The organism is Psychroflexus maritimus, assembly GCF_011089875.1.
Taxonomy (GTDB): domain Bacteria; phylum Bacteroidota; class Bacteroidia; order Flavobacteriales; family Flavobacteriaceae; genus Psychroflexus; species Psychroflexus maritimus.
Window position 1 is genome coordinate 209974 of the sequence record NZ_JAANAS010000001.1, and the last position, 26810, is coordinate 236783.

Below are 26810 nucleotides of genomic sequence, written 5' to 3' on the forward strand. Positions count from 1 at the left end.
TTAATAGTGACACTTACCACATTCTAAGCCACCCATTTCAGCAGCCGTAAGTTGATCAACACCGTACTTTTTAGAAAGTTCTTCGTGTATTTTTTCATAGTAAGGATTATCATCCATTCTTACATTGGTTTCTCGGTGACAATTAATACACCAACCCATTGTTAATGAAGAATGCTGATACATAACCTCCATTTCCTCCACTGGACCATGACATGTCTGACATTCAATTTGCCCGACAGTAACGTGTTGTGCGTGGTTAAAATAAGCAAAATCTGGCAGGTTGTGAATTCTTACCCATTTCACAGGCTTTGTTTCTCCAGTGTAAGATTGACTATCTGGATCCCAACCTGTTGCATCGTAAAGTTTTTGAATTTCGTTATCATAAAACTCTTTAGAATATTCTTCGTTACCCGTCTCTTCAGAAACTTCAGCTATTTGCTTGTGGCAATTCATACAAACATTTAAAGAAGGAATACCTGAGTGTTTAGATTTTCTAGCCGAAGAGTGACAATACTTACACTCTATTTCATTTTCGCCAGCATGGATTTTATGTGAATAATGAATAGGCTGAACAGGCTCATAACCTTGATCTACTCCCACCAGCATCAAATACCCATAACCACCATAAGCCAACATTAAGAGAACTACCACAACACTTACTAACACTAAAAATTGATTTTCAGCAAAGGCTACCCAAATTGGTTTAGATTTTTCTTTTTTCTTGTATAATTCTACGTTATTAGCTTCTGCAAATCGGCGTAAAGTTTTATTAACTAAAACCAAAACCACCAAAAGCATTAGAAAAACAAAAGCCAAAATACCTAAAATCACTTCAGTTGATGCTCCACCGCCACCAGCAGCTACAGCTCCTTCTACATCATCCTTTTTTGATGTCTTTGGCTCAGGTTTTGGTTGTTCAACATAAGCTACAATATCATTTACATCTTCTTTACTCAACTGAGGGAAAGCTGGCATCGCCTGTTTATTATATTCTTCATAAATAGCTACCGCCTGAGAATCACCAGAATCAATTAACTCTCTACTATTAACAGTCCAGCGCTGAATCCAATCTAAATCTCTACGCTCTGAAACACCATGCAAAGCTGGACCAACTGCTTTTTTGTAAGGCTTATGGCAAGCCGCACAAAGCGAATTAAAAAGCTCCTTACCCTTAGCTGGGTCTGCATCAGGCACAGCCTCTATAACTTTAGGACCGCTTTCTTCAGCAGCTTCTTCTTGAGCGTTTAACCCAAGCACAAAAAAAATAGAAAAGAGTAATAAAAAATTCTTCAATTTCGAAGGGCGAAATAACACCTTTTTCATATTGCGAGTTATTAACATTTTATACAAGTTCAAGTTAATCCTATTTTGGACTAAAAAATTGGTCACAAAAATAAGATAAAAAGGCAAATTTAAGGGCTAGGACATTTGTTAAAAAACAATTTAAAACGTTTCTAAATAAGGGTGTTTTTTTATGAAATTTAGACAGGTAGTCACAATATGCTGTATTCTAGAAACTTGGAAAAAAATAAAAAGAAAATAAAAAAATCTTCAGAAAATTAACATTTCAAAAAAATCTTAGCGCCTTTATAAGGCGACACGAATTTGACAAAAACTAATCTAAAAAAATACTTATTTAGACGGAAATCCATGCAATAATAATGCTCGTTTTCATTTGGTATTATTGTTTATTCTAATTAAGCCAATCTTCTAAAAGTTAGGTTTACTCAAAAAGATAAAAATTAAATCTTAACTTTGTAAAATATTGAAATAAAACTATGAAATCATATCCTTTAACAGTGTTGCTTTTATTAACTCTAAATTTTGCTTTTGGGCAGTCTTACGATGAAGTTGAAGAAGAAGAATTAAAAGAAATCATTCAAATAAGAAAAGAATTAGAACGCAATCATCAAATCAAAGAATCTTATAAGATTCAGGTTTTTTCTGGCAACTTAGAAGAAGCCAAAAAAGTGAAGAAAGAATTTGACAACAACAAAGACTTTGTTTGGGATAGTAAGATGATTTTTGAGACGCCCAATTATAAAGTTTGGGTAGGCCACTACAGAAATCGTTTAGAAGCAGATCGTGCCTTAAAGGTAATTATTGAGGAATTTGATAATGCTTTGATATTAAAACCCGGAAGAGGCTAATTCAGTTTCTATTAAATTCTACGTTAAAGTGAATAATTGCTTCTTTATTTTTAATATATAATAGCATATTTGAAATAAAAAATAAAGATGGCTGATTACTACGAACAAAAAGACCTTAGAAATTTTGGTAAAATCACCGAATGGTCTGAAGAATTAGGTGAAAAATTTTTCGATTATTATTCAAAAGTTTTTGAAGAAGGTAAACTAACAGGAAGGGAAAAATCACTAATTGCCTTAGCCGTAGCTCACGTAGTGAAATGCCCTTATTGTATTGATGCTTATACCAAAGATGGTTTACAGCGAGGGATCACTAAAGAAGAGATGATGGAAGCTGTGCATACTGGCGCGGCTATGGAAGCTGGTGCCAACCTTGTACACGCCACACAAATGATGAAAAAATACAAAAAATTAAGTCATTAAAAGCATGTCCAAAAAATCATTAAAAGCTAGAGAAAACTTGATGGCGAAAGCCAATGAGCAACTCAAATTTTTAAGCAATGGCGTTTTTGAAGACGATTTACCCACTTTTAAAACAAAATTAAGTGAAGAAAATCAGTTTCCATTAAAGCCAAATAAATTAGAAATTCTGCAGATTAATTTGGGGTATATGTGCAATCAAGTATGCGCTCATTGCCATGTTGATGCTGGACCAGACCGGAAAGAAATCATGACAAAATCAACCATGAAATCTTGCCTAAAAGTTATTCAAGAAACAGAAGCTCATACCTTAGATTTAACTGGGGGCGCCCCAGAAATGAATCCACACTTTAGGTGGTTTGTGGAAGAAGCATCAAAGGCGGGAATCAAAGATTTTATTGTCCGTTCTAATTTAACCATTATCGAGGCGAACAAAAGATACAAGGACTTACCCGATTTTTTTAAGAAACATAAAGTTCATGTGGTAAGTTCAATGCCGCATTGGACAGAAGATAAAACAGACCACCAACGTGGGAAAGGCGTATTCAACAAATCAATTAAAGCCTTAAAAAAGCTAAATGAGGTAGGCTACGGAATGCCTAATTCTTCCTTAAAACTAGATTTGGTTTACAACCCTTCAGGAGCCTTTTTACCTACCAACCAAGAAGTTATGCAGCGTGATTTTAAAGAAAAATTAATCGCCAATTTTGACATTCATTTTCATCAACTTTTTGCTATTACCAACCTGCCAATATCAAGATTTTTAGATTATCTAATTGCTTCAGAAAATTATGAAGATTACATGTTTAGTTTAGTTGAAGCCTTTAATCCCGCAGCCGTAATAAATGTCATGTGCAGAAATACACTTTCGGTAAGTTGGGATGGATTTTTGTACGATTGTGATTTTAATCAGATGCTAGAAATGAAGATTGATTCAAAAATTCAGCACATCAACAATTACAACGAGACAAAAATTCAAGATAGAGCAATTAAAATCCACCAACATTGTTATGGTTGCACCGCTGGTGCAGGAAGTTCTTGCCAAGGAAATATTACCTAAAATGAAAACCTATTTAAGCTTTTTACTAATCCTTTTTAGTGCTTTTCAAATCGTATATTCGCAAGAGCTAGACGAGGCCTTGAAAAAGTATCTAAAAAATGATATACCTATAATTTCTGTTGAAGAGTTACAGGCAAATTACAAGGATTATCTAATTCTTGATGCAAGAGCTATTGAAGAATTTAAAGTGAGTAAATTAGATCAATCAGTTTGGGTGGGTTATGAAAATTTTTCAGCTGAAAGACTAAAGCAACTTTCACTTGAAAAAAACAAAAAAATAGTGGTGTATTGCTCGATTGGTGTTCGTTCAGAAGAAATAGCTAGAACGATTAAAGAAGATTTTGCAGTAGAAACATACAACCTATATGGGGGCATTTTTTTATGGAAAAACAAAGGATTTACCGTGGTTAATAAGGAAAATAAACCCACCAATAAAGTGCACGGATATTCCAGAAAATGGGGCAGCTATCTAATTCAAGCAGAAGTAGTTTATGAATAATGAAAACCTGGTGATTGTATTTACAAAAAACCCTATACTTGGTAAATGTAAAACACGTTTAGCTAAAAGTATTGGTCAAAAAAAAGCGCTTTACGTTTATAAACATTTACTTGAACACACCCGTAACACCCTTTCAAAAACACCCTATCAAATAGCTGTGTTTTATAACGAATTCATAGATTGGAACGATGCATGGAGCAAACAGTATCAAAAAAAAATACAAGCTAATGGCCACCTTGGTAAAAAAATGAAAAAAGCGTTTGAATGGGCATTTGAACAAGACTACAAAAAAGTTGTGCTAATTGGTACAGATTTACTAGATTTAGAAACTACCGACTTAAAAAAAGGCTTTGAACTACTGACTACTAATGAGTTAGTAATTGGACCAGCAGATGACGGTGGTTACTATTTAATTGGCATGAAAAGGCTTATAAATGAAGCTTTTACCTTAAAAAAATGGAGCACCGATAGCGTACTTACAAACACCTTAGAAGATTGTGAAGCTTATCAGGTAAAATTATTAGACTATAAGAATGATATTGATAATTTAGAAGACCTAGAAAAATCAACTTACGATTTAAAAAAGATAGGTTTCTAAAAAACAGAAAGATGAAGATTAAATAATTTATTTTGTTCTTCTTTATAACTGATTTTTACTACATTAGCTACTTCAGATAAACACAAAATTTGTTGCTTTTATAGCAAGGAATTTTAACTCAAATTCTTTAGAAAAAACTGATGCTTAATAAGCGTTTACTTATAAAAAACTTGCTAGCCCATAATGACGAAAACAGTTTTTATGACAAAAAATTACGTTTAGACTTGGGAAGTCAAGAGGGAAAAGCAAAATTTTTAAAGCACGTCTGTAGCCTTTCTAATACCAACCCTGAAAACAATGCTTATTTAGTTATTGGGGTGAGGGATGACGACAATGAAATTTTGGGTGTTGATTTTTTTGATGATTCTAAAATTCAAAACCTAGTTAACGCTTATCTTGAAAACCCACCCCTTATAGCTTATGAAAACATTCCTTTTCCACATCTTAAAGATAAAAAAGTAGTGGGCTTAGTTAGTATAAGACCAAAAAACGATTTCAGTATTTGTTCCTTGAGAAAAAATATATGGAAATACTATGGAGGAACAGTATTTATGCGTGAAGGCAGCATAAGCAAACCCAAAGCTTTTGACATAGAAATAAAATCTTTCAATAAAAACTTTGTTGATTCCATAGAGAAACATTCCAACAACACCATAAAATATACCCTAGACAATGTCTTTGATTTCATGAAAAAAAATCAAAACTACCAACCTAATTACGAAGTCTTTAAAGAGTATTTTGTTTTGTGCTGGGCAGGTAAAAGAAAAAAAACGAAAGATAGAAATTTCTATTCACGGGTAAATATTGAATTAATAAATGAACAAGTAAAGTTGTTTTATTCAGATTATGATGAAGTAGAAATTGAAATTGGCAAGAACTACTTTAAGATTCTTGAATATGTTCATTTAGGTTTAGAGCGTGATTTCAAATACTACCCCTTAGAAAAAGTAAGAATAGACTTTACCAACAACATGGCCTACGAAATCACTTCAGAAGTAGTATTTAAAGCACCAAAATTTGACAAAAAGACATTGTTTCATTTTTACAATATCAACAATTCACTTTTTGAAAAAATGAAAAATAATGAAAAACTAGTAACGCATGAACTCAATCACTTATTAAACCTTCCATCACTTTACCTTATCTGTTATTTAAATGACTTTGAAGATGCTTTAACACAACTAGAAGAAGTAAAACCCTTCTTAAAAAAATATAGTCCAGAAGCTTATCAGCGTCAAAAAGAAAAAATGAGAATTTTAAGAAAACTTAGGTATAATTAAACCTAGCATATAATTTATTTGTATGAAAAATCTTACTATGAGAAGAAAACTAGTTATTGGTGATATTCACGGAGGATTAAAAGCGCTTCAAGCGCTCTTAGATAAAATAAAAGCCTCTCCTGAAGACCAATTAATATTTTTAGGAGATTATGTTGATGGCTGGTCAGATTCTGCTGAAGTTATTTCTTTTTTAATTGAACTTAAACAAGAACAAAACTGTGTTTTTATAAGAGGAAATCACGACGATTTAGTAGCTAATTGGCTAAAAACCAAGCAAGCAAACAAAAAATGGTTAGCCCACGGAGGAAAAAGCACATTATTAGCCTATAAGAACACTTCAAAAAAGCTTAAAGAACTGCATATAAATTTTTTAGACTCCTTAGAAAACTTTCATATTGACGAATCTAACAATTTATATGTTCATGCAGGTTTTGCAAATTTGCACGGGCCAGCACTGGAGTTTTATGCCAACACTGTTTATTGGGACAGGACACTTTGGGAAATGGTTATGGCTATGGATTCCAAATTGAAACCAAAGGATAAATATTATCCTAAAAGACTTCAGCTGTTTCATGAAATTTATATCGGTCACACCCCTACTACAAGAATTGGAAAAGAAGAGCCGGTAAACTATGCCAATGTATGGAATGTAGATACAGGAGCTGCCTTTAAAGGCCCATTAACAGCTTTAGAAGTGAAATCAAAAAAAATATTTCAAAGCAAACCTGTTTACACCTATTACCCGAACGAAAAAGGAAGAAATTAAACTCAATATTTGTTTATAATTGACCTCTAAACCATTTCAAAAATGACTTCTCAAGCATACATCAACCAACATACGTCCATTCATTTAGCTCAAGTAAAAAGTTGCCTAAACTTACTTGAACATGGAGCAACTATTCCTTTTATAGCCAGGTACAGAAAAGACGCCACAAAAGGTTTAGACGAAGTACAAGTTGAATTAATTAAACAACTTAATGAACAGTTTATTTCAATAGTAAAACGTCAAAAAACCATCCTAAACACCATTGAAGAGGCGGGTAAACTTACTCCGCTTTTAAAAAATAAAATTGAACATTGTTATTCTTCTTCAGAATTAGAAGACTTGTATTTACCTTTTAAAAAAAGCAGAAAAACAAAAGCCGACAAGGCAAGGGAATTAGGCTTAGAAGGTTTAGCCAAACTCATTATGGCTCAGAAAAGCAATTCTATAAATGAAACGGCTCAATCATTTATAAAAGGAGAAATAACTAATACCAAACAGGCTATTGAAGGAGCGCTTCAAATTGTAGCCGAATGGATGAACGAGCACCTTGCACTAAGAAAAGTGTTGAGAAAAAAATTTCTAAATCGAGGAGTATTAATTACAAAGCTTAAAGAAGAAAAAAATGATACGAATAAAAAATTTAGGGCCTATTATCAATTTAAAAAGCCTTTAAAGCATATTGCCTCTCATCAGTTTCTAGCAATTCACAGAGCAGATGACCAAGGAATAATTAGTTTACAAATAAAACTTGATGAAGCAGAAGTAAAAGCTTTAGGAAATCGTTTTTTTATCAAACAAAATTCAACTACGAAAACTTACCTAATGAGCGCATTTAAAGACTGTTATAAACGACTTTTAAAACCCTCATTAACCAATGAAAGCTTAAAAAAGAAAAAAAAAGAATCCGACCACAAAGCCATAGAAATATTTAGCAAAAATTTACGTCAGGTTCTACTTGCCCCGCCTTTAGGCAATTACAATGTTTTAGCTATGGATCCCGGGTTTAAAACTGGATGTAAAATAGTTTGTTTAGATGCTACTGGACAACTTAAACATCACACCACCTTATATCCGCATCCGCCACAAAATAAAACAAAAGAAGCTAAGAAAGTTCTTGCATCTCTACTGAAGAAGTTTGCCATTAAAGCAATAGCTATTGGTGATGGAACAGCTGGAAGGGAAACTTTAGAAATGGTAAAAAGCATTCACATGGATAAAGAAATTGGTACTTATCTTGTGAATGAAGATGGAGCTTCAGTATATAGTGCAAGTAGTTTAGCAAGAGAAGAATTTGGTAATTATGATGTAAGTGTGAGAGGAGCTGTTTCAATAGGCAGAAGATTAATGGACCCCTTGTCTGAATTAGTTAAAATACCGCCTCAATCTATTGGAGTTGGTCAGTACCAACATGAAGTGAATCAAAAAAAATTAGCTGAAGCACTAGAACGCGCAGTGATTTCATGTGTTAATCAAGTAGGAGTAGATTTAAATACTACTTCAGCTTACTTACTTAGTTTTGTTTCGGGTTTAGGCCCTAGTTTGGCAAAAAAAATTATTGAACATAGAAATAAAATTGGAAAATTTACACGCATTGAAGAACTTAAAAATGTTCCTAGGTTAGGTGAAAAAGCATTTGAACAAGCCGCTGGTTTTTTACGAATAAAGAAGAGCAAAAATCCACTTGACAATACAGCTGTTCATCCAGAATCTTATAAATGGGTAAGACTAATGGCTAAGAAAATAGGAGTTGAAATAGAAGATTTAGTAGATAACCAAGAAAGTTTAAATCAGCTTGAGTCCAAAAAATTTGAAGAAATAGATGGGTACACATTCCATCAAATCATTGAAGAATTAAAAAAACAAGGTAGAGACCCTCGAGCAGAAATTGTGCAATCTCAAATCAATGAAAAAATAAAGACAATAAACGATTTATACCTAGGTCTTATTATACATGGTAGAGTAATAAATGTTACAGAATTTGGTGCTTTTGTAGATTTAGGCATTAAAGAAAATGGGTTAATACATAAATCGAATTTAGGAAAAGACTATGTAAAGGATATAAATTCAATAATCAATTTGAATGAGCAAGTAAAAACAGAAATCATAGCTATTGATGCTGAACGTAAGAGAATAGGATTGAAATTATTGAAATAGAACTAAACTTAACCATCAAATAATTTCATCCAGCTTTTTCATTTTTCTATGTATTTTCTGATTGAGAAATACAATATTCCAAAAAGTTTGAATTCAGGTTATAAGATTACTCTTTCAAAGTAACTTTTACCACATAGCCAATGCTCTCTAAAATAACCCAACATTGATTACCAGATACGTATTTAACTTTACCGTGATGCCCTTCAAAACCCAACGGACTTAAGTCTATTTTTTGTCCAGGTTGTATTTTCTCGGTTTTAGAACTAATTGTTTTTTTAGAAGACAGTGATTCTTTTAGCGCCTCAACCTCCTCATTGGTAACAATAGCCGGTACTTTGGCCCAGTAAAGAAAACGAACGGCAGCGGGAACATCAAAAACTTCATTTTTCTGAGAAAATTTAATATTAACCAATACCATAGATGGTAAAACAGGAACCTGGACTTTTTTCTTTCGGTCAGACCAACGCCTTACTTCAGTACGAGTTGGACAATAAGCTTCAATTCCCCGATCTGATAGAAGTGTAGCTAATTTTTTTTCTGCGTTAGGACGCGAATAAAGTACGTACCAGTTATTTTCCTCTTTAATTAATTTTTTCAAAGCTTGGTTTTGAAGGCAAACTTAAAGATAATATCAAAAATTAAGAAATCTTAAAGCATTTTATTTAACAAGGTTTTTCGTAGGGAATTTAATTACAAAACAATCGCTAGATAGTCACATACTTTGAGGATAGATGAAGGGCTTCACTTAGCCACCGAAACTAAGGTTGTGATTGTATTTCGCATCGTATAAAAAAAGCCATTCCTCTGTTGAAATGGCTTTTTATATACTTTTATAAAGTAACTTAATTTAAAGCATCAGCTCCAGCAACAATTTCTAAAATTTCATTAGTAATGGCGGCCTGTCTAACCTTATTATAGGATAATTTAAGATCATCTCTAAGCTCTGTAGCGTTATCTGTAGCCTTGTGCATAGCAGTCATTCGGGCTCCATGTTCAGCAGCAACAGAATCACTAATAGCTTTGTACAAGTGCATTTTTAAAGCCTTAGGTACAAGGTCGTTAATAATTTCCTTTTGATCAGGCTCATAGATATAATCTGATAAATTATCTGTACTTTCTTTCTTAGTCGTATTTTCTAAAGGCAATAATTGCTCTGCTTTCACAACTTGAGTACCAGCATTTACAAAGTGATTATAGATTAATACAACTTTGTCGTAGGTTTCTAATTTGTAATCGCGCATGTACTCAGCGGCTAACTCGGCTACATGTTCATAAGTAGGTGTATTTAATAAATCGTTATGCGCGCCATCAATTATGTAGCTTTTGTTTTCTAATACTTCGTGAGCTTTTTTTCCAATTGCAGAAAGAGCAATATTCTTGTCTTTGTATTCTGAAGTAGCTAAAGACTTAACTTTCTTAACAATATTGGTATTAAATGCTCCCGCTAACCCCTTGTTGGAGGAGATAACTACAAAAAGCACATTTTCAACTTTTCTAACCTTGGTATAAGGGTTTTCAAGGTGAGATAAATCTGTATTATTATTTAAGTCACGTAATAAGTCAGATAGTTTTTCAGCATAAGGACGCATCTTAGTAATAACATCTTGTGCTTTACTCAACTTAGCAGCCGATACCATTTTCATAGCACTAGTAATCTGCATGGTTGAACTAACCGAGCTAATTCTGTTTCTTAATTCTTTTAAATTTGCCATATTTAATTATAATTAGTTAGGCAATGATTATTTTATAAATCATCATTGAACTTGGCAGCTACTTCGTGGGCAGCTTTTTCTAAGGCAGTAGTAATATCGTCATTAATTTTACCTGACTTAAGCACGTCTAACTCGTTTCTGTGATTTGATTTAAGATAAGTCAAATAATCATTCTCAAACTCTTTCACACTATCAACAGGAACATCACGAAGTAAGTTTTTCGTTCCAGCATAGATAATAGCTACTTGTTCTTCAACCGGGTAAGGATCAGATTCTGCTTGCTTAAGCAACTCAACATTTCGTTTTCCTTTTTCAATGGTATTTAAGGTAGCTGGATCTAGGTCTGAACCAAACTTAGCAAAAGCTTCAAGCTCTCTATATTGAGCTTGGTCAAGCTTAAGTGTACCTGCTACCTTTTTCATCGATTTAATTTGCGCTGAACCACCAACACGTGATACCGAAATACCAACATCAATAGCTGGTCTAACTCCAGAGTTAAATAAATCTGAGGTCAAGAAGATTTGTCCGTCAGTAATCGAAATTACATTTGTTGGAATATAAGCTGAAACATCGCCTGCTTGAGTTTCAATAATAGGTAAAGCTGTTAATGAACCTCCTCCCTTTACTTTATCTTTAAGAGACTCTGGCAAATCGTTCATTTCTGAAGCAATTTGATCATCATTAATGATTTTTGCAGAACGCTCTAGTAATCTTGAGTGTAAGTAGAATACATCTCCTGGATAGGCTTCACGTCCTGGAGGTCTTCTTAAAAGTAGGGAAACCTCACGATAAGCAACAGCTTGCTTAGATAAATCATCATAAACAATTAAAGCAGGTCTTCCTGTATCTCTAAAGTATTCTCCAATAGCTGCACCAGCTAATGGGGCATAAACTTGCATTGGAGCAGGATCGGAAGCATTGGCCGCAACTATAGTTGTATAAGCGAGTGCTCCTTTTTCTTCTAAAAGATTTGCAATTCCTGCAACTGTAGAAGCTTTTTGGCCTACAGCCACGTAAATACAATACACAGGCTCTCCAGCATCGTAAAATTCTTTTTGATTTAAAATAGTATCAATACAAACCGCTGTTTTCCCTGTTTGGCGGTCGCCAATAACAAGTTCACGCTGCCCTCTACCAACAGGAACCATAGCATCAATAGATTTAATTCCAGTTTGCATAGGTTCAGCGACAGGCTCACGATAAATTACACCAGGGGCTTTTCGTTCAATGGGCATTTCGTAAGTTTCGCCTTTGATTGGTCCTTTACCATCTATTGGTTGACCTAAAGTATCAACTACTCTACCTACTATCCCTTCACCTACTTGAATAGATGAAATACGTTTTGTTCGTTTTACAACGTCGCCTTCGCTAACTTCAGTAGAAGAGCCTAAAAGAACAACCCCAACATTATCATCTTCAAGGTTAAGGACCATTCCGTTCATTCCGCTTGCAAATTCTACAAGCTCACCGTATTGAACATTTGAAAGTCCGTAAACGTTAGCAATACCATCACCAACACGTAAAACGGTTCCAACTTCATTTAAGCTTGCTTCAGAATTGGTTTCTGAAAGTTGTTTCTTCAAGATTGCTGATACCTCAGCAGGTTTAATTTCTGCCATAACTCTTTATCTTAAACAGGTAGTTATACCAATTTTAATTTACTAATTGTGTTTTAAATTTATTTAGCTGCCCCACTACGCTAGCATCGTATTGAAGGTCATTAATTGTCAAAACAAAACCGCCTAAAATGGCTGGGTTTATTTCTGTTTGAATTTCAACATCATTACCAGTAAGCGCATTAACTTTAGCTTGAATTTTGGTAAACATGTCATGGGTTAATTCTTTTGCAAGAACAACTTTAGCTCGATTAATATTATTGTTCTTTTCGTAAATTGAAATATAAGACGAAGCTACCTCTAGCAAAAGATTGATTCGCTTTTTATTTAACAAAAAAGCAATTAGCTGCATACTATTGCTATTTGCTTCACTAAAAACAGCCTCTAAAATTAATTTCTTTTTATGTAAATCAATTACAGGGCTATTAATCACAGATTTTAATTCTTTATTCTCGAGCATTGTATTTTTAATTAGCTTCATATCAGCTAATACTTCATTCACAACATTCTTATCTTCGGTAGTTGTATAAAATGCTTTGGCGTATCTTTCTGCTGCTTTACCCATTTGTTAGTTCAACTTAACATCTTTCAACATATTTTCAACTAATTCTTGCTGCGATTTGTCATCTTTCAAATTAGCAACAATTATTTTTTCAGCAATTTGAAGTGACAACTGAGCAACTTCAGATTTAATTTCAGCGAGGGCTGCTTTTTTATCTGCTTCTATAGTTTCTTGCGCCTTAGCTACAATTTGTGAAGCTTTTTCAGCAGCTTGTGTATTAGCCTCTTCTAGCAAGCGCTTTCTTGCTGCTTGAGCTTCTTTAAGCATTTGGTCACGCTCGGCACGTGCCTCTTTAATCATATCTTGATTCTTGTCCTGAAGACTAATCATTTCTTTTTTTGCATCTTCTGCTGCGTTAAGCGATTCATTTATATTGTCTTCACGCGCTTTGATACCTTTTAAAATAGGCTTCCATGCAAATTTTGCTAAAAGAAAAATTAAAATAACAATAGTTACTAATTGCCAAAAAAAGAGCCCAAACTCAGGTTTAACTAAATCCATATAATTTTCAATTAAATTTTAATCTTTTTAATAATTCTGCTCATTTTTACCAACCGCAAAAATGAGCAGAAAAAATTAATTACTTTAAAACACCTAATAAAGCGGCTACTACTCCAAAAAGAGCAACCCCTTCAACAAGTGCTGCTGCAATAATCATTGCAGTTTGAATTTTTGAAGTGGCTTCAGGCTGTCTTGCAATGGCCTCCATTGCAGCACCTCCAATTTTTCCAACTCCTAGTCCAGCTCCTACAACTGCTAATCCAGCTCCTAAAGCGGCTAATCCTACGTGTAACATTTCCATAGTAAATAAATATTAAAATTAAAATTAATGATGTTCATGTTCTTCTACTGCCATTCCAATAAACAATGCCGATAGCATGGTAAATATAAAGGCTTGCAGAAAAGCTACCAACAACTCCAAAACGCTAATAAACAAGGCAAATGGAACTGAAATGAAAGCTACTCCCGCACTTGATAATATAAAAATTAAACCTATTAAACTCAATATAATTATGTGGCCAGCCGTAATGTTAGCAAATAGACGTATCATCAAAGCAATAGGTTTTATAAACAAACCTACTAACTCAATGGGCGCCAACAAAATTCGCACTGGAACAGGCACACCTGGCATCCAAAAAATATGTTTCCAGTAATCTTTAGTTCCGTTGAATATCATCAATAGAAGCGTAATTAAACCTAAAGCAACTGTTACCGAAATACTCCCAGTGACATTGGCTGCACCAGGAAGTAAACCCAAAAGATTGGTTACCCATATAAAAAAGAAAACCGTAAGCAAAAACGGCATAAATTTCATAAACTTTTTCTCTCCTATTTGAGGTCTAGCAATATCATCTCTTACAAAAATCACCAAAGTTTCTAAGGCGTTATTTAAACCTTTTGGCGCTTTATCTGATTTTTTATAATGACTAGCTAATCTTGGAAACAATAACAACAATACAATTACTGAAAGAAATATTGAAGCTACATTTTTAGTAATAGACAAATCTAGTGGCCTTACAGCGTTATTTGGATAATGATCCTCACCAAATTCTAAAGCGGTTTCTCCTTCATTTAAAACGTAAGCCTTTTCATGATAATTAACAACACGCTGCCCCTCTTTTTCAACAACAACACCTCCTTCAGAATCATGATGAAACGCACTAGACATAAAGGTAATCCAACCTTGATCGGTTTTTAATATAACAGGCAAAGACAAAGTAACGGAGGTCTCACCTAAATCGAAAAAGTGCCAATCATAAGAATCCTGGATGTGATGCATAATCATATCGGTAGGATTAAAATCAGACCCTTCTTCTTGAGTAAATGCTTTCAAATTTTGAACAAAAAACAGGACAAAAATTAAAAACAATTTCGAAATCGATTTTGTTGACATAGTTAAAAACTACTTAAATATATTACTTAAAATTTCGTGCAAATGTAGTTTATAAAAAATTAAATTAATAAACTTTTTCTGTTTTTTTTTAATCAAATCTTATTTCAAATTTTAATGCGTTTACATCGTTTTTGATTCTCATTCTAAATGTAACCGTCTTTCCTTTTATAAAAAGGCTTAAGTTTTACAGAAACAGCCTGAATTATTAATATTTCGTATTATTTACTTTTAAACAGTGGAAGTAAAAGAATGTATAATTTGATTCTATTGCAGAAATTACAGTAAAAACCAATGAATCAAGCTCCATGTATATTGCTCTAAAAAGCTAGGCCTAGAATTAATTTAATTTTCAGACCTATTAATTAATCGAATTGAAAAAACTGCTTCGTAAGTTAAAAAAATAAAATAAGGTATAAAAAACAGCATTAAGTCCTTAAAATTGGGTTTAGGTTCTGATAAAAAACTTGGAATTAAAAACAGAATACATGCCAATCCTTTCACAAGAAGCAAGCCCATAAAAGCAAAGCCTACATAATCTTTAAAGTTTTGGTTAACCCAGGTAATTAAAAATACCACAGCTAAAGTAGAAATAAAAAAGAATAAAAACACCAACGGAACGCTGTAAAAGAATTCGGTTACAGTATTTTCTAAAAGCAAGGTGATTAACATTAGCACAAGGTGCATAACAAAAAGTATTATGCCTTGTTTAACATAAATATTTTTCATAGGTAAAACTAATAATTTTAATTAGTCGAGGAACTTTTTGAGCGAACTAATAACCTGATATAAAGCAATAAACACTCCAAGCAAAGACAAAGCTAAAGTAAAGATTGGGAAATTAGTAGCTTGAGATTCGTCTAAATAAATCCCTAACCAAACAGAACCGCCTATAACAATTAGCATTTGAAGTGCTATTCCTGAAAAAAACAACCAGTTTTTAAGCGGTTTTTTCTTGTTTTCCTTTAGATTTTTTTTCTTTTTGCTCATTTAAACTCTTAACTCCTTTCATTTTACAAGCCGCATTAAAGACAGCTCCAGGTTCTACGCTCAGTTTTTCGGTTTCCACTTCCCCTTCAATTTGGGCGGTTGAACGTAAGCTAAGAATTGAATTTATTTTCATTTGCCCCGAAAACTTTCCTTCAAAATCTGCGCTATCACAATTTAATGTACCTTCTATATAGCCAGTTTCACCAACTACTACTTTACCTTCAGTAACAATATTCCCTATTATTTGTCCTTCAATTCTAAAACTTCCTTTGGATGCTATATCACCTTTAAAAGTTGTTCCTTGAGCTATTTTGTTTTGTTCTTTTGTCACGTCTAATGTGTTTTTACTTTTTTCTTTAAACATCTTCTTATTGATTTTCTAGGTACGAATTTAAGCTTTTATAAATTTGTATTTTAGTATAATTGGTTTTTTCTACACTAAAATATTCCCAATCTTGATTTGTAAACCCATTTTCTAGCAAGATATCACCTAAACCTTGGGCTCCTAATTTACTTGTTAAATCGCGAACCAATATAAACATCACATCCTTGTCGTAAACATCTACAGATACTTTTAGATGACCATATTCTAGTTCTTTCAAACCGGCTTTTATAGTAGCATAAACCTCTCTTAAATAAGCTTTATTGTAATCCTCTTTAGGAAACCTAAAGACCAAGTTGAATTTATCTTCTTGTTCTTCTGCTATAAATTTCTGATTTTTGAATGCTTTTTTAGCTTCGGTGTGCATTTCTTTAGCTTTCTTTCCTTCTTTGGTCTGAGAATGATCAATAGCTACTTCATCTAGTTCTTTTAAGTATTCCTGATGGCCGTAAAGTCTTCCAACAGCCATGGCTTTTAAAATTTTAAACTTTGGCACCGTTGCCGTACCTATTAATTCATCTATCCAGTAATTACATTCATCTATAACGTATTCTATGTTTTGATTTTTAAATTCTTTATAGAGTCTTGAATAAATAGTATTAGGACTATTTTCTCCATCCCGCATACTTCTTGGATTAAGAAGAATTTCTGCATACCTACTATCGGGATGGTCCTTAATTATATTAGCTTTCCATAGGTCCATTTTTTCTTGGTCGGGAATAAGCTTATAAATCAAGTATAGGTTATATTTTGCAGGAAGCAGAAGTTTTTCCTCTACACCTTCAAAATCAACTAATCTCAAAAACCTCTTTTCAGCAAGGGCTAACTCTTTAAACTTCTCCTTGTAAATTACGCCTAATTGAAAGTAAGCATAATTTCGTTGACCTTTTATACTATCAATTACAACCTTGTCTTCTGGGATTTGACTAATATAGGATTGTGGATCAAATTCAGGCGAATTAAAAAAATCATCTTCTTCCTCCTCTTCATCATCTTCACTTTTTGACTTTCCTTTCTTTTTAGGGTCAAACCTCCAATTATCAGCAAATTCAATAGCTCCCCATTTACGCTTAAATTTCCCCAAACCAGATTTTAATTGATTCTCATCGTAAAAATAAAAGGTTTGTTCTCCTTTCTTTCCTACGGCTGAAGTACCACCAAAACCAGGAATATCGGGAGGTTGTTGAGCCGCTAATCGATCCTGTTTATTTTGTTGCGCAAAAAGTTCTTCAGCTTCTTCTTTGAGTTTTTGAGTATGTTTATCAAAAAAAGATAAACGCTCTTGGTCTGTCATATTTACCAATTGAATAATGCTATCGGTTTCTTCTGCAATGTCTTCAAACTTAATTACGTCTTCTAAGTTATTTCGCTTTTTTTGTATTAATCTAAATTCTCTTGTGCTATCATCTAAGTTGGTTAAAGTAGAATCATAATAAGCCCCTGCTGTTTTATAAGAAGCCTTGTCAAAATAGATATTGGCTAAATTTAAATAATTCCTAGAAATTCTGTATTGATTGTCACCTGGCTCACGCAAGGACTTGTTGTAATACTGAATAGCCAAATCAATTGAATCAACTTTTGAATAATGTTGTGCATATTCAAAATAAAAATGATCTAAATGGTGTCTGTTTTCCCAATCTAAGGCCCATTCTTCAAAGGTTTCTTTAACTATTGAGTCTTGCTCTGGCTGATAATCTTTTATCTTGAATTGTTCTGTTAATGAATGCACCCAATACTTTCTATTGAACCAATATTCTCCCTTTGTTTTAGGTCTTCGTTTAAATTCAATTACTTTTTGAAAATTAGCATAAGCCGAGTCTTTTTCGCCTAGCTTATTGAATAATTGAGAGCGAATAAATTGCCATCTTGTTTTTTCTTCGTACTCACTCACATGCTCAACAGCCATAGCTAAGGCATCAATAGCTGAAGCATAGTATTGCTGATTTAGCGCTTCTGCTTCTTCATCTTCTTCATCAACTAAAGCTAAATAAATACTAGCTAATGTAGCCTGTATTTCGGCTAAATCTTCAGGCTCAAGCTCATTGTTTTCTGCTAAAATCTGATGTAAGTTTTTTAAAGCTAGCTCCGGAAAACCCATTCTGAAGTTTGTCTTCTGAAGCCATATTTCTGAGCGAACTAAAATTTCGGAATTGGGGTAGTGATTTTTAATATAAGAAAAAGCATCCTTTGCGGGAATAAAACGCTGATCATAATACCTTGCCTGACCAAGTAATAAATAAGTTTCATCAATTTGAAAATTGTATTCTCTACCCCCTAAAAACATAGAATGTTTACGCACTCCTTTTGCTGCTTTAGCTTCAGCTTTAGCAAACGACTCAAGCAATGGCACGGTATCATTTCTCTCTGGTGGTACTTCGGCCATGCGTTCAATAGGAAGAATATCAAAAAAATGATCTGAATGTGAGCGTTTAACTTCCTCAACACCAAGTTCCATTTCAATATTACCATGATATAAAACATTGTAGTAAGTAGTCATGGCATGGAAGTTTCTATTCATAAACTTGTCTTCTTGCGTAGAACAAGCCGAAATAGAAACTAGCACAAAAATAATAATTCCTAATTTATACTTTTCTTTACTATACATTATAATTTGCAGCCTCTTAGTTGTATAACTTTTAAATTTAAAACTTATTGCAATAGCGCAAAAGTAATGTATTTAAAACAAATAGCTCAAAGCTTTAATTAGCTTGTAGCAATTTAAAAAACAAAACCCCTCTAAAAGAAGAGTTTTGTTTTCTAAAATCAACCAATTTATAAAGCTATTAATCTACATTGTCATGTAAATAGGAATTATTTGATCTAAAATTTACATTTCCATTTTCATCTTGTTGCAAACTAGTCCTTGAGCGTTTGTTTTCAGTTTTTCTTGAGTGGTCTATTTCTACTCCTGCACGTTTATATGCTGGTTGTTTTTCAATTTCATCAATATTTTGCTGATTATTTTTGAATTGATAATTAAAGCGTTTTAGTTTTGCTCTTCGCTGTGCTGCTGAAGCTTTTAAATCTTGAATAGAGCTACTGAAAGGGTCGATTTCATTTGAAACCTCTTCCGTAGCATTGGTATCCTCCTTTTTAACTTCTTTTTTAAGCTCCTTTTTCACCTCAAAGCTAAACTCTTCTTCAGAAGTTTCTTCAGCTTCTTGCTTAGGCTCTGAAGCTTGTTGAGGCTGGGCTTGATTCAGGTGATTTTCTAAGTCCTCATAATCGTCTAAATTATAAAGCTTTGCTTCGTTATTAGACAGCGATAGATTGTTGGCTTCTGAAGTTACCACTATTTCGTCTTTTACCTCAATATCATTAATAGTTGAATCCTCAAGACTGTCATCTAAGCTCAGGTGTTGGATGGTTGAATTATTAGTTTCATCCGTTTTACTATTATCTTTTTGAGAGGTGTCTTCCAATTCGTTATTTGCAGTTTTTTCAGTCTGCTTATTCACTGATTGTTGTATGGGAAAATCGAAGGTTAAAGGCAACTCATCCGCAAAATCATTATTCTCATTAGCTTGGTTTTTTGCCTCTTGATTATTTGGATTTACATCTTCTATCTCAAAATCATTTAGTTCAAGATGTACCTCTTCTGCATCAACTTCAATTTCTCGCATAGCAGAAGTAGTAGCTAATAAATCGTCCTCATTTAGTGATGATATTTCATTATTCTGATTTGTTTCTGCCTCTGATGTTACCGACTTATTCTCTTGATTTTGAAGTGGATTATCATTTTCAAAATTATCTTCTTCTAAGGAATGAACAATTTTCTTTTTGGGGTAGTTGTTTTCTGGAGCAGGTCTGGCAGTCTTGTTAAAATTAGAAGAAACCGAAGTCTTTTTAGGATCCAATTTCAACTCAGCCTTCTGTTCATCTTCAAGGGTATGAACAATTTTTTTTGTTTCAGTATTAACAATCACATCTTGCTGCTCCGTATTAAAACCCGTGGCTATTACGGTTATTGAGATAGAATCTTCAAGGCTTTCATCTTCTCCTACCCCCATAATAATGTTGGCAGAATTTCCAGCTTCCGCTTGAATATGGTCATTAATTTCTCCTATTTCATCAATGGTAATTTCATCAGTACCCGAAACGATTAATAAAAGAACGTTTTGAGCTCCTTTAATTTTGTTATCATTTAGGAGTGGAGAATCTAATGCTTTTTCAATAGCATCCATAGCTCGGTTGGATCCAGAAGCTACGGAAGACCCCATAATAGCTGTACCACTATTGCTCAATACTGTCTTGGCGTCTTTCAGGTCAATATTTTGGGTATAATGATGCGTAATTACTTCTGCAATACCTCTAGAAGCAGTGGCTAAAACCTCATCTGCTTTAGAAAAACCAGCTTTAAACCCAAGGTTGCCATACACCTCCCTTAGCTTATTATTGTTAATCACAATTAATGAATCAACTTCATCTCTTAGTTTTTCTACACCAAGCTGTGCTTGTTCGTTTCTTGTTTTTCCTTCAAACATAAACGGAATGGTAATAATTCCAACAGTAAGGATATCCATTTCTCTGGCTTGCTTAGCAATAATTGGTGCCGCTCCTGTACCCGTTCCACCGCCCATACCGGCGGTAATGAAAACCATTTTAGTATTGGTGCTTAATAGGTTTTTGATATCATCAAAACTCTCTAAAGCAGCCTGTTCTCCAACGTCTGGATTAGCACCTGCACCTAAACCTTCGGTAAGGTTTACCCCTAATTGAATTTTAGTAGGGACAGGGCTATTTTCTAAGGCTTGAGAATCGGTATTGCAAACTACAAAATCTACCCCTCTAATTCCTTGCCTAAACATATGGTTAATGGCATTTGAACCTCCGCCTCCAACGCCAATTACCTTAATTACATTAGACTGATTCTTAGGCAAATCGAAAGAGATTTTATCGAAATCATTATTATCTTGTTGGCTCATAACTTAAATTTTTATTGGTCATTTATTCTGCTTTATCTAAAAAATCTTTTAATCCATCAAAGAATTTTTCAAAAATATTTCTTCGTGGTCCTGTGGCTCTATCTTGCTTTTCGGGATTCTCCTGAGCAAGTTCTTCGGTATCTTCAGAGCTAGTCTGTTCTTCCTCAGAAACCGTTTGTATAGGCTGGTCTTCTTCCAGCTTTGCTTGTTCTTCTTCTTTTTCTTCTTGAACTTGGTGTTCATGTTCGTAAATAGCTTTCATCACTAGACCTACAGCTGTTGCAAAAATTGGACTAGCGGTATCTTTTTCTGTATCTCCAGCTAAATGCTCGTTAGGTAAACCTATTCGGGTATCCATTCCAGTAATGTATTCTACTAATTGTTTGAGGTGTTTTAGCTGAGCACCACCTCCGGTAATTACAATTCCAGCAATGAGTTTTTTTCGTTGTTCTTCGTGGCCGTAATTTTTTATTTCTTGAAAAACTTGTTCAATAATTTCAACAGCTCTATAATGAATAATTTTAGACAAGTTTTTTAAAGAAATTTCTTTAGGTTCTCTTCCTCTTAATCCAGGAATGGAAACAATTTCGTTGTCTTTATTTTCGCCAGGCCAAGCCGAACCAAACTTTACTTTAAGTAATTCAGCTTGTTTTTCAATAATGGAACAGCCATCTTTAATGTCTTCTGTAATTACATTGCCTCCAAATGGAATAACCGCAGTATGCCTAATAATTCCGTCTTTAAAAATTGCTAAATCGGTTGTTCCCCCTCCAATATCTATTAGAGCTACGCCAGCTTCTTTTTCTTCCTGACTTAAAACGGCATTGGCTGAAGCAAGAGGTTCAAGATTAACTCCTCCCAATTCTAAACCTGAATTTTTAACGCACCTTACAATGTTTCTGATGGAAGAAATTTGCCCAACAACCACATGAAAGTTGGCTTCTAATCTTGCGCCGTGCATACCAATAGGTTGAGTAATTTCAGCCTGACCATCTACTTTGTATTCCTGTGGAAGTACGTGTATAATCTCTTCGCCAGGAAGCATGACAAGCTTGTGTACTTGATTGCAAAGCTCCTCAATATCTTGTTCTTCAATAACATCATCATAATTAGCTCTAGTAATATAATCACTGTGCTGCAAGCTTCTAATGTGTTGTCCAGCAATTCCTACAGTTACCTGGTCAACTTTTAAACCTGCGTTAGCTTCAGCATCTCTTACTGCTTGTTGTATAGATTGAATAGTTTGCGTTATATTATTCACTACTCCTCTATGTACGCCTAAGCTTTTGGCTTTTCCAATGCCTAGAATTTCCACTTTTCCGTATTCATTTTTACGGCCAATCATAGCTACTATTTTTGTAGTACCTATGTCTAATCCAACTGCAATATTCTCTTGTTCCATCATCACTATATTATCATATTTTAGTACAAACCACTTGATTGCCAAACCGCAAATCAACTTGTTTATAAGCAGCTAATTTATCTTCTTTTTTAGCCTTTGCATAAAATGCTTTAAGGTTCTTTAATTTTAGTTCTATTTCATTTATTTCGCCAAAAACCACCTCAAATTTGGCTTCTCTTAAACTTAGATATAGACCATTGTTTTGATTGGTCAAACCAATTACATGCTGACTTAAAAACTGGTCTTTCTCAATAGCTTTTAGTAAAGGAAAAACATCCTTTATATTAGCTGAAGTAAATCCGAAAGCAACAGGCACGCGTGCAGCATAATTTTTAGATAAAGGCATAATTTCTCCATCTTCATCTAAATAATGGCTCCCTCCATCTATAAATCTCAATATTGGTCTTCGCTGAATAACTTCAATTCCAAGGATTCCGTCAATACTATAATAAACCTGCGCTTGTTTAATCATGTCATGAGTAACCAACTGATGTTCAAAGTTATTTAGGGTAATCTCGTTCAACTTAAGCTTATTGAATTCATCTAGAAGAATTTGTTTTTGAACTTCGCCTTCAGTGATAAAGAGCGATTCAAAAGGAAACACTTCTACATCTACCTGAGCCAAATGTTTATGGCTATGGCGGTAGTTAGCAAAACTCATCAAACCAATAAGTAAGATGACTAACAAAACCAATCTTATATGTTTCCAATACTTCTTCATACACAAAGTGCTTCCTTTATTTTAATTGCTTCTTCTCCTATATCTCCTGCTCCTAAAAACAATACAATAGCGCAGTTGGTTTCTTTAATTGATTTTAATAAATCTGATTTTTCAATTATCTTTTTGTTCTTATGTTCTATTTTATCTATTAAAAATTGTGCATTGACTCCAAGGATTGGGTCTTCTCTTGCGGGATAAATTTCAAGGATGCAAATTTCATCAAATTGTTGCAAACTACGAGCAAAATTGGTCGCAAAATTTTCTGTTCTTGAATATAAATGAGGTTGAAATATAACCATCACATCTTCGCCTGGATGCATCTCTCTAGCTGCTTGATGAGCTGCTGAAATTTCAGTAGGATGATGGGCATAATCATCTATTAAAGTCAATTTTGCAGATTGATAGAGGTAATTAAACCTTCTTTTTACGCCAGAAAAACTAGCTAAAGCCTTTGCGTATAAATGAGCTTTATCTTTGTTAAAATTGATTGCTAAAGCTAATGCTGCTATGGCATTGGCTAAATTATGCTTTCCAGGTAGCTTCAATTGAAGTCCTTTTAAAAGCATATCTTGATAAACTATATCAAAATAATAACTCCCCTTTTTCACTTGAATATTAAAAGCCTGCACTTCAGCTAATTCAGAAAAACCATACTTAATGCCTTTTAATTTTAATTCTTCAGCTACAAAAAGCGTTTCGCTAACTTGTGTAGAAAAAAGTTCAAAGCTCTCTTCTAAAGCTTGTTCTGTTTTGTAGATATCTAGATGATCTGCATCAGTAGAAGTAATTACAGCCAAATTGGGATGAAGATGAAGAAAAGAACGATCAAATTCATCTGCTTCTACCACTACAACTTCATCTCCTTGATGAATGAAATTAGAGTTTTCGCTGAGTAAAATTCCACCTAAAAAAGCTGTTACTTTTTCATCTGCCACTTTTAATAGGTGGGTTAATAGTGCAGAGGTGGTTGTTTTGCCATGCGTCCCTGCTACGGCCAAGGTCTTTTTAGAAGCAGTGATTTCACCTAATAACGCCGCTCTTTTAATCAGTTGAAATTTTTCTTTTTGAGCAAGTTGTATGAGTCTGCTTTTGATTTGAACCGCTGGTGTATAAACCAATAATGTGCTTTTTTGATCTAAGGCATACATTAATTCTTCAGCTTCTTCTTCAATATAAACAACATGAATTCCTTCTTCTGAAAGTTTAGCAGTTAATTCTGAATCCGTTCTATCATAACCCATTACAGTTTTACCTAGCGAATTAAAATAACGCGCCAAAGCGCTCATTCCTATGCCGCCTATACCTATAAAAAAATAGTTTGATATGTGGTTGTTTACTATCATAGTTTGAAATTCCAATGTTTTTCAACTTCATCAACAATATGCGATGTAGCCTTAGGTTTAGCCATTTTTTTTATGTTACTACTTAATTTTTTTTGCTTTTCTAAATCATTTATTAACGCTTTAAATTCAGTTTTAAAGGCATCTTCTAAATCATTTTCTGTAATACAAATTGCTCCATTTTCATTTACTATTGAATGTGCATTTTTTGTTTGGTGATCTTCAGCAACATTGGGTGAAGGGATAAAAATAACGGGTTTTCCTACTACACACAATTCACTTACCGCTCCAGCGCCAGAACGTGAAATAATGAAATCAGCCGCTTGATATGCCTTTTCCATATTCATAATAAAAGCGCTTACTTTAACTTGTTTTGTCTCCAGGTTTTTATATTCATCTATGTAAAACTTACCTGTTTGCCAAAGGATTTGAACATTATTTTCTTTGATGAAATCAAGTTTACTAGCCAATAGTTGATTAATTCTTCTTGCTCCTAAGCTTCCCCCAACAACTAATAAAACAGGGGATTCTGAATCTAAATCAAATTGCTTTTTAGCCTCTTGCTGCGCATTTTTTTCAGTGTAATCTTGAACAGCTAAAATTTTGCTTCTTATGGGGTTTCCTGTAATTCTTATTTTTTGGTCTGGAAAAAATTTCTCCATCCCCTTGTAAGCAACACAAATTGAATTAGCGTCTTTAGCTAACCATTTATTAGTAACTCCAGCAAAAGAATTTTGTTCCTGTAAAAGTGTTGGTAAATTCATTGAGTTAGCCATTTTTAGTAAAGGGCCACTAGCAAATCCTCCTGTACCTATGGCTATGTTAGGTTTAAACTTTTTAATTATTTGTTTAGCCTTTAGTAAACTTGCTACCAACTTTATTGGAAAAAGTAAATTTTGAAAATTGATTTTTCGTTGTATTCCTGCAATCCATAAACCTTCTATTGGAAAACCTGCCTGCGGAACTTTTTCCATTTCCATTTTATCTTTTGCACCAACAAAAAGAATTTCTGCATTAGGGTATCTTTGCTTAATTTCTTGAGCAATGGAAATGGCAGGAAATATATGACCTCCTGTTCCTCCTCCTGATATAATTACCCTTGGCATACTCATAATGTTTCACTTAAAATATCTAAAGGATTTTCTATTTCCGTAGCTCCTTCGTTTAATTCCTTGTTTTCTTCTTCCTTTGTCTCCCAGCCTGCCTTCACAGATTGTAAAATACCAATACTCAAGCAAGTCATCCAAATAGAAGTGCCCCCACTACTAATTAATGGTAAAGTTTGCCCCGTAACGGGAAAAAGTTCTACTGCTACTCCCATATTGATAAAGGCCTGTAAAATAACTGGTATTCCAACTGCAATAGTCAACAGTTTTCCAAAGGTATCTTCTGTTTTAGTTGTAATGATAGCTATTCGGTAAAGTAAAATTAAGTAGGCTAAAATAACACCAAGCCCTCCAATTAAGCCCATTTCTTCTACTATAATTGCGTAGATAAAATCGGAAGACGATTGCGGCAAAAAGTTTCGCTGTACACTTTTACCTATTCCATTACCTGTAATGCCTCCGCTAGCTATGGCTATTTTTGCTTTTTCAATTTGATATTGTTCTTGGCTTGATTCTCCAGAGGAAAAGTTTTCTATTCTGTTTTTCCAGGTATCAACACGATTTGGAAACAAATCTGGAAAAGCAAAGGCCAACAGTATAAATATTCCTATGGCTACAACTCCTGCGCCAATTACAGCAAGTAAATAGCGTTTAGGGTAACCGCCTATAAAAACCAAAATAAGAACTCCAAAAGCAATTAAAAATGTGGTAGATAAATTAGCCGGTAAAATTAAACCCAATACTAAAAACACAGGCAACCACAATGGTAACAAGCTTGACTTAAAAGTGATAGGTTCTTCTTTTGGTTTGGCTAAATACCTGGCCACATAAACCATTAAAACCAAAGAAGCTAATGCTGAAGTTTGAAAAGACATATTTACAATTGGTACCTGAATCCATCTACTTGCATTTGCGCCACCAATGGTATTTCCTTGAAGCAATGTGTAAGCTAGAAGAATAATAACAAAGGGAATTAAAATCATTGATAAACCTTTAAAATAACGATAAGGTATTTTATGCACCAAAAACATAAACACAAAGCCCACACTTAAATGTGCTAAATGCTTTAATAAATAAGAGAAGGTATTACCACTTCCCCCATTTAAATAAGCCAAGTTACTACTAGCCGTATAAACAGGAATAAAAGAAAACAAAGCTAATAAAGTAACTAAAGCCCAAATGGTCTTGTCTCCTTTTAAGTGTGATAAATATGTTTTTAATGAATTAGACATTCTTTTG

At 33.7% G+C, this 26810-nt stretch carries 26 protein-coding genes; 8 read left to right on the forward strand and 18 right to left on the reverse strand.

Features of this window, described 5'->3' with window-relative positions:
• A complete protein-coding gene (locus G7034_RS00920) occupies positions 1 to 1323 on the reverse strand; it encodes a c-type cytochrome (protein ID WP_166399071.1) in 1323 nt (440 codons plus the stop codon).
• A gap of 455 nt (positions 1324 to 1778) precedes the next feature.
• Between G7034_RS00920 and G7034_RS00925 the strand changes: the two genes are divergently transcribed.
• From G7034_RS00925 to G7034_RS00960, 8 genes are all read left to right on the forward strand, one after another.
• Entirely contained in the window at positions 1779 to 2150 is a 372-nt protein-coding gene (locus tag G7034_RS00925; RefSeq protein ID WP_166399072.1) for an SPOR domain-containing protein, read from the forward strand.
• Between the two features lie 87 nt (positions 2151 to 2237).
• Positions 2238 to 2570: an arsenosugar biosynthesis-associated peroxidase-like protein gene (locus G7034_RS00930; RefSeq protein ID WP_166399073.1), complete on the forward strand. Its 333-nt coding sequence runs from the start codon at positions 2238 to 2240 to the stop codon at positions 2568 to 2570.
• 4 nt (positions 2571 to 2574) lie between these two features.
• Positions 2575 to 3627 carry an arsenosugar biosynthesis radical SAM (seleno)protein ArsS gene (gene arsS / locus G7034_RS00935; protein WP_166399074.1) on the forward strand — a complete coding sequence of 351 codons (1053 nt, stop codon included), beginning with the start codon at positions 2575 to 2577 and terminating at the stop codon, positions 3625 to 3627.
• A gap of 1 nt (position 3628) precedes the next feature.
• On the forward strand, positions 3629 to 4126 hold the full coding sequence (locus G7034_RS00940; protein WP_166399075.1) for a rhodanese-like domain-containing protein: 498 nt from the start codon (positions 3629 to 3631) through the stop codon (positions 4124 to 4126).
• Positions 4119 to 4724 carry a TIGR04282 family arsenosugar biosynthesis glycosyltransferase gene (locus G7034_RS00945; RefSeq protein ID WP_166399076.1) on the forward strand — a complete coding sequence of 202 codons (606 nt, stop codon included), beginning with the start codon at positions 4119 to 4121 and terminating at the stop codon, positions 4722 to 4724. The genes G7034_RS00940 and G7034_RS00945 overlap by 8 nt, the downstream gene beginning before the upstream one ends.
• A 140-nt stretch (positions 4725 to 4864) precedes the next feature.
• Entirely contained in the window at positions 4865 to 6004 is a 1140-nt protein-coding gene (locus G7034_RS00950; protein ID WP_166399077.1) for an ATP-binding protein, read from the forward strand.
• Positions 6005 to 6041: 37 nt separating this feature from the next.
• Positions 6042 to 6770 carry a metallophosphoesterase family protein gene (locus G7034_RS00955; protein WP_166399078.1) on the forward strand — a complete coding sequence of 243 codons (729 nt, stop codon included), beginning with the start codon at positions 6042 to 6044 and terminating at the stop codon, positions 6768 to 6770.
• A 42-nt stretch (positions 6771 to 6812) separates the two neighbouring features.
• Entirely contained in the window at positions 6813 to 8924 is a 2112-nt protein-coding gene (locus G7034_RS00960) for a helix-hairpin-helix domain-containing protein (RefSeq protein WP_166399079.1), read from the forward strand.
• A gap of 106 nt (positions 8925 to 9030) precedes the next feature.
• Here G7034_RS00960 and G7034_RS00965 read toward each other — a convergent pair whose 3' ends face one another.
• The 17 genes from G7034_RS00965 to G7034_RS01045 form a co-directional block, all read right to left on the reverse strand.
• Positions 9031 to 9522, reverse strand: coding sequence for a UpxY family transcription antiterminator (locus G7034_RS00965; RefSeq protein ID WP_187349843.1), 492 nt, complete (start codon positions 9520 to 9522; stop codon positions 9031 to 9033).
• Positions 9523 to 9766: 244 nt separating this feature from the next.
• Entirely contained in the window at positions 9767 to 10636 is an 870-nt protein-coding gene (gene atpG / locus G7034_RS00970) for an ATP synthase F1 subunit gamma (protein WP_166399080.1), read from the reverse strand.
• A gap of 32 nt (positions 10637 to 10668) precedes the next feature.
• A complete protein-coding gene (atpA, locus tag G7034_RS00975) occupies positions 10669 to 12255 on the reverse strand; it encodes a F0F1 ATP synthase subunit alpha (protein WP_166399081.1) in 1587 nt (528 codons plus the stop codon).
• A 34-nt stretch (positions 12256 to 12289) separates the two neighbouring features.
• A complete protein-coding gene (gene atpH / locus G7034_RS00980) occupies positions 12290 to 12817 on the reverse strand; it encodes an ATP synthase F1 subunit delta (protein ID WP_166399082.1) in 528 nt (175 codons plus the stop codon).
• Between the two features lie 3 nt (positions 12818 to 12820).
• A complete protein-coding gene (gene atpF, locus G7034_RS00985; RefSeq protein ID WP_166399083.1) occupies positions 12821 to 13315 on the reverse strand; it encodes a F0F1 ATP synthase subunit B in 495 nt (164 codons plus the stop codon).
• 79 nt (positions 13316 to 13394) lie between these two features.
• Positions 13395 to 13616 carry an ATP synthase F0 subunit C gene (gene atpE, locus G7034_RS00990; protein ID WP_166399084.1) on the reverse strand — a complete coding sequence of 74 codons (222 nt, stop codon included), beginning with the start codon at positions 13614 to 13616 and terminating at the stop codon, positions 13395 to 13397.
• A gap of 24 nt (positions 13617 to 13640) precedes the next feature.
• A complete protein-coding gene (gene atpB, locus G7034_RS00995) occupies positions 13641 to 14708 on the reverse strand; it encodes a F0F1 ATP synthase subunit A (RefSeq protein WP_166399085.1) in 1068 nt (355 codons plus the stop codon).
• A gap of 342 nt (positions 14709 to 15050) precedes the next feature.
• The gene (locus G7034_RS01000; protein WP_166399086.1) at positions 15051 to 15434 is read right to left on the reverse strand and encodes a hypothetical protein; all 384 of its coding nucleotides are present in this window, start codon (positions 15432 to 15434) and stop codon (positions 15051 to 15053) included.
• Positions 15435 to 15455: 21 nt separating this feature from the next.
• Positions 15456 to 15695 carry an AtpZ/AtpI family protein gene (locus G7034_RS01005; protein WP_166399087.1) on the reverse strand — a complete coding sequence of 80 codons (240 nt, stop codon included), beginning with the start codon at positions 15693 to 15695 and terminating at the stop codon, positions 15456 to 15458.
• Entirely contained in the window at positions 15646 to 16059 is a 414-nt protein-coding gene (locus G7034_RS01010; protein ID WP_166399088.1) for a bactofilin family protein, read from the reverse strand. Before G7034_RS01010 ends, G7034_RS01005 begins: the two co-directional genes overlap by 50 nt.
• Before the next feature lie 4 nt (positions 16060 to 16063).
• Complete coding sequence (gene porW, locus G7034_RS01015; RefSeq protein WP_166399089.1) at positions 16064 to 18682, reverse strand: type IX secretion system periplasmic lipoprotein PorW/SprE; 2619 nt, start codon at positions 18680 to 18682, stop codon at positions 16064 to 16066.
• A 178-nt stretch (positions 18683 to 18860) separates the two neighbouring features.
• On the reverse strand, positions 18861 to 21002 hold the full coding sequence (ftsZ, locus tag G7034_RS01020; RefSeq protein ID WP_166399090.1) for a cell division protein FtsZ: 2142 nt from the start codon (positions 21000 to 21002) through the stop codon (positions 18861 to 18863).
• Between the two features lie 22 nt (positions 21003 to 21024).
• Positions 21025 to 22404 (reverse strand): cell division protein FtsA, encoded by a 1380-nt coding sequence (ftsA, locus tag G7034_RS01025; RefSeq protein WP_166399091.1) that lies wholly within the window; start codon positions 22402 to 22404, stop codon positions 21025 to 21027.
• A gap of 13 nt (positions 22405 to 22417) precedes the next feature.
• Positions 22418 to 23125: a cell division protein FtsQ/DivIB gene (locus G7034_RS01030; RefSeq protein ID WP_166399092.1), complete on the reverse strand. Its 708-nt coding sequence runs from the start codon at positions 23123 to 23125 to the stop codon at positions 22418 to 22420.
• Positions 23122 to 24468: a UDP-N-acetylmuramate--L-alanine ligase gene (gene murC, locus G7034_RS01035; protein ID WP_166399093.1), complete on the reverse strand. Its 1347-nt coding sequence runs from the start codon at positions 24466 to 24468 to the stop codon at positions 23122 to 23124. The genes G7034_RS01030 and murC overlap by 4 nt, the downstream gene beginning before the upstream one ends.
• The gene (gene murG, locus G7034_RS01040) at positions 24465 to 25577 is read right to left on the reverse strand and encodes an undecaprenyldiphospho-muramoylpentapeptide beta-N-acetylglucosaminyltransferase (protein ID WP_166399094.1); all 1113 of its coding nucleotides are present in this window, start codon (positions 25575 to 25577) and stop codon (positions 24465 to 24467) included. Before murG ends, murC begins: the two co-directional genes overlap by 4 nt.
• The gene (locus G7034_RS01045; protein ID WP_166399095.1) at positions 25574 to 26803 is read right to left on the reverse strand and encodes an FtsW/RodA/SpoVE family cell cycle protein; all 1230 of its coding nucleotides are present in this window, start codon (positions 26801 to 26803) and stop codon (positions 25574 to 25576) included. The genes murG and G7034_RS01045 overlap by 4 nt, the downstream gene beginning before the upstream one ends.
• Positions 26804 to 26810: the final 7 nt, after the last annotated feature.

Coding starts and splice junctions, on each gene's coding strand:
- G7034_RS00920 (WP_166399071.1), bottom strand. CDS start 1,323: ATGAAAAAGGTGTTATTTCGCCCTTCGAAATTGAAGAATTTTTTATTA.
- G7034_RS00925 (WP_166399072.1), top strand. CDS start 1,779: ATGAAATCATATCCTTTAACAGTGTTGCTTTTATTAACTCTAAATTTT.
- G7034_RS00930 (WP_166399073.1), top strand. CDS start 2,238: ATGGCTGATTACTACGAACAAAAAGACCTTAGAAATTTTGGTAAAATC.
- arsS (WP_166399074.1), top strand. CDS start 2,575: ATGTCCAAAAAATCATTAAAAGCTAGAGAAAACTTGATGGCGAAAGCC.
- G7034_RS00940 (WP_166399075.1), top strand. CDS start 3,629: ATGAAAACCTATTTAAGCTTTTTACTAATCCTTTTTAGTGCTTTTCAA.
- G7034_RS00945 (WP_166399076.1), top strand. CDS start 4,119: ATGAATAATGAAAACCTGGTGATTGTATTTACAAAAAACCCTATACTT.
- G7034_RS00950 (WP_166399077.1), top strand. CDS start 4,865: ATGCTTAATAAGCGTTTACTTATAAAAAACTTGCTAGCCCATAATGAC.
- G7034_RS00955 (WP_166399078.1), top strand. CDS start 6,042: ATGAGAAGAAAACTAGTTATTGGTGATATTCACGGAGGATTAAAAGCG.
- G7034_RS00960 (WP_166399079.1), top strand. CDS start 6,813: ATGACTTCTCAAGCATACATCAACCAACATACGTCCATTCATTTAGCT.
- atpG (WP_166399080.1), bottom strand. CDS start 10,636: ATGGCAAATTTAAAAGAATTAAGAAACAGAATTAGCTCGGTTAGTTCA.
- atpA (WP_166399081.1), bottom strand. CDS start 12,255: ATGGCAGAAATTAAACCTGCTGAGGTATCAGCAATCTTGAAGAAACAA.
- atpH (WP_166399082.1), bottom strand. CDS start 12,817: ATGGGTAAAGCAGCAGAAAGATACGCCAAAGCATTTTATACAACTACC.
- atpF (WP_166399083.1), bottom strand. CDS start 13,315: ATGGATTTAGTTAAACCTGAGTTTGGGCTCTTTTTTTGGCAATTAGTA.
- atpE (WP_166399084.1), bottom strand. CDS start 13,616: ATGGAAATGTTACACGTAGGATTAGCCGCTTTAGGAGCTGGATTAGCA.
- atpB (WP_166399085.1), bottom strand. CDS start 14,708: ATGTCAACAAAATCGATTTCGAAATTGTTTTTAATTTTTGTCCTGTTT.
- G7034_RS01000 (WP_166399086.1), bottom strand. CDS start 15,434: ATGAAAAATATTTATGTTAAACAAGGCATAATACTTTTTGTTATGCAC.
- G7034_RS01005 (WP_166399087.1), bottom strand. CDS start 15,695: ATGAGCAAAAAGAAAAAAAATCTAAAGGAAAACAAGAAAAAACCGCTT.
- G7034_RS01010 (WP_166399088.1), bottom strand. CDS start 16,059: ATGTTTAAAGAAAAAAGTAAAAACACATTAGACGTGACAAAAGAACAA.
- porW (WP_166399089.1), bottom strand. CDS start 18,682: ATGTATAGTAAAGAAAAGTATAAATTAGGAATTATTATTTTTGTGCTA.
- ftsZ (WP_166399090.1), bottom strand. CDS start 21,002: ATGAGCCAACAAGATAATAATGATTTCGATAAAATCTCTTTCGATTTG.
- ftsA (WP_166399091.1), bottom strand. CDS start 22,404: ATGGAACAAGAGAATATTGCAGTTGGATTAGACATAGGTACTACAAAA.
- G7034_RS01030 (WP_166399092.1), bottom strand. CDS start 23,125: ATGAAGAAGTATTGGAAACATATAAGATTGGTTTTGTTAGTCATCTTA.
- murC (WP_166399093.1), bottom strand. CDS start 24,468: ATGATAGTAAACAACCACATATCAAACTATTTTTTTATAGGTATAGGC.
- murG (WP_166399094.1), bottom strand. CDS start 25,577: ATGAGTATGCCAAGGGTAATTATATCAGGAGGAGGAACAGGAGGTCAT.
- G7034_RS01045 (WP_166399095.1), bottom strand. CDS start 26,803: ATGTCTAATTCATTAAAAACATATTTATCACACTTAAAAGGAGACAAG.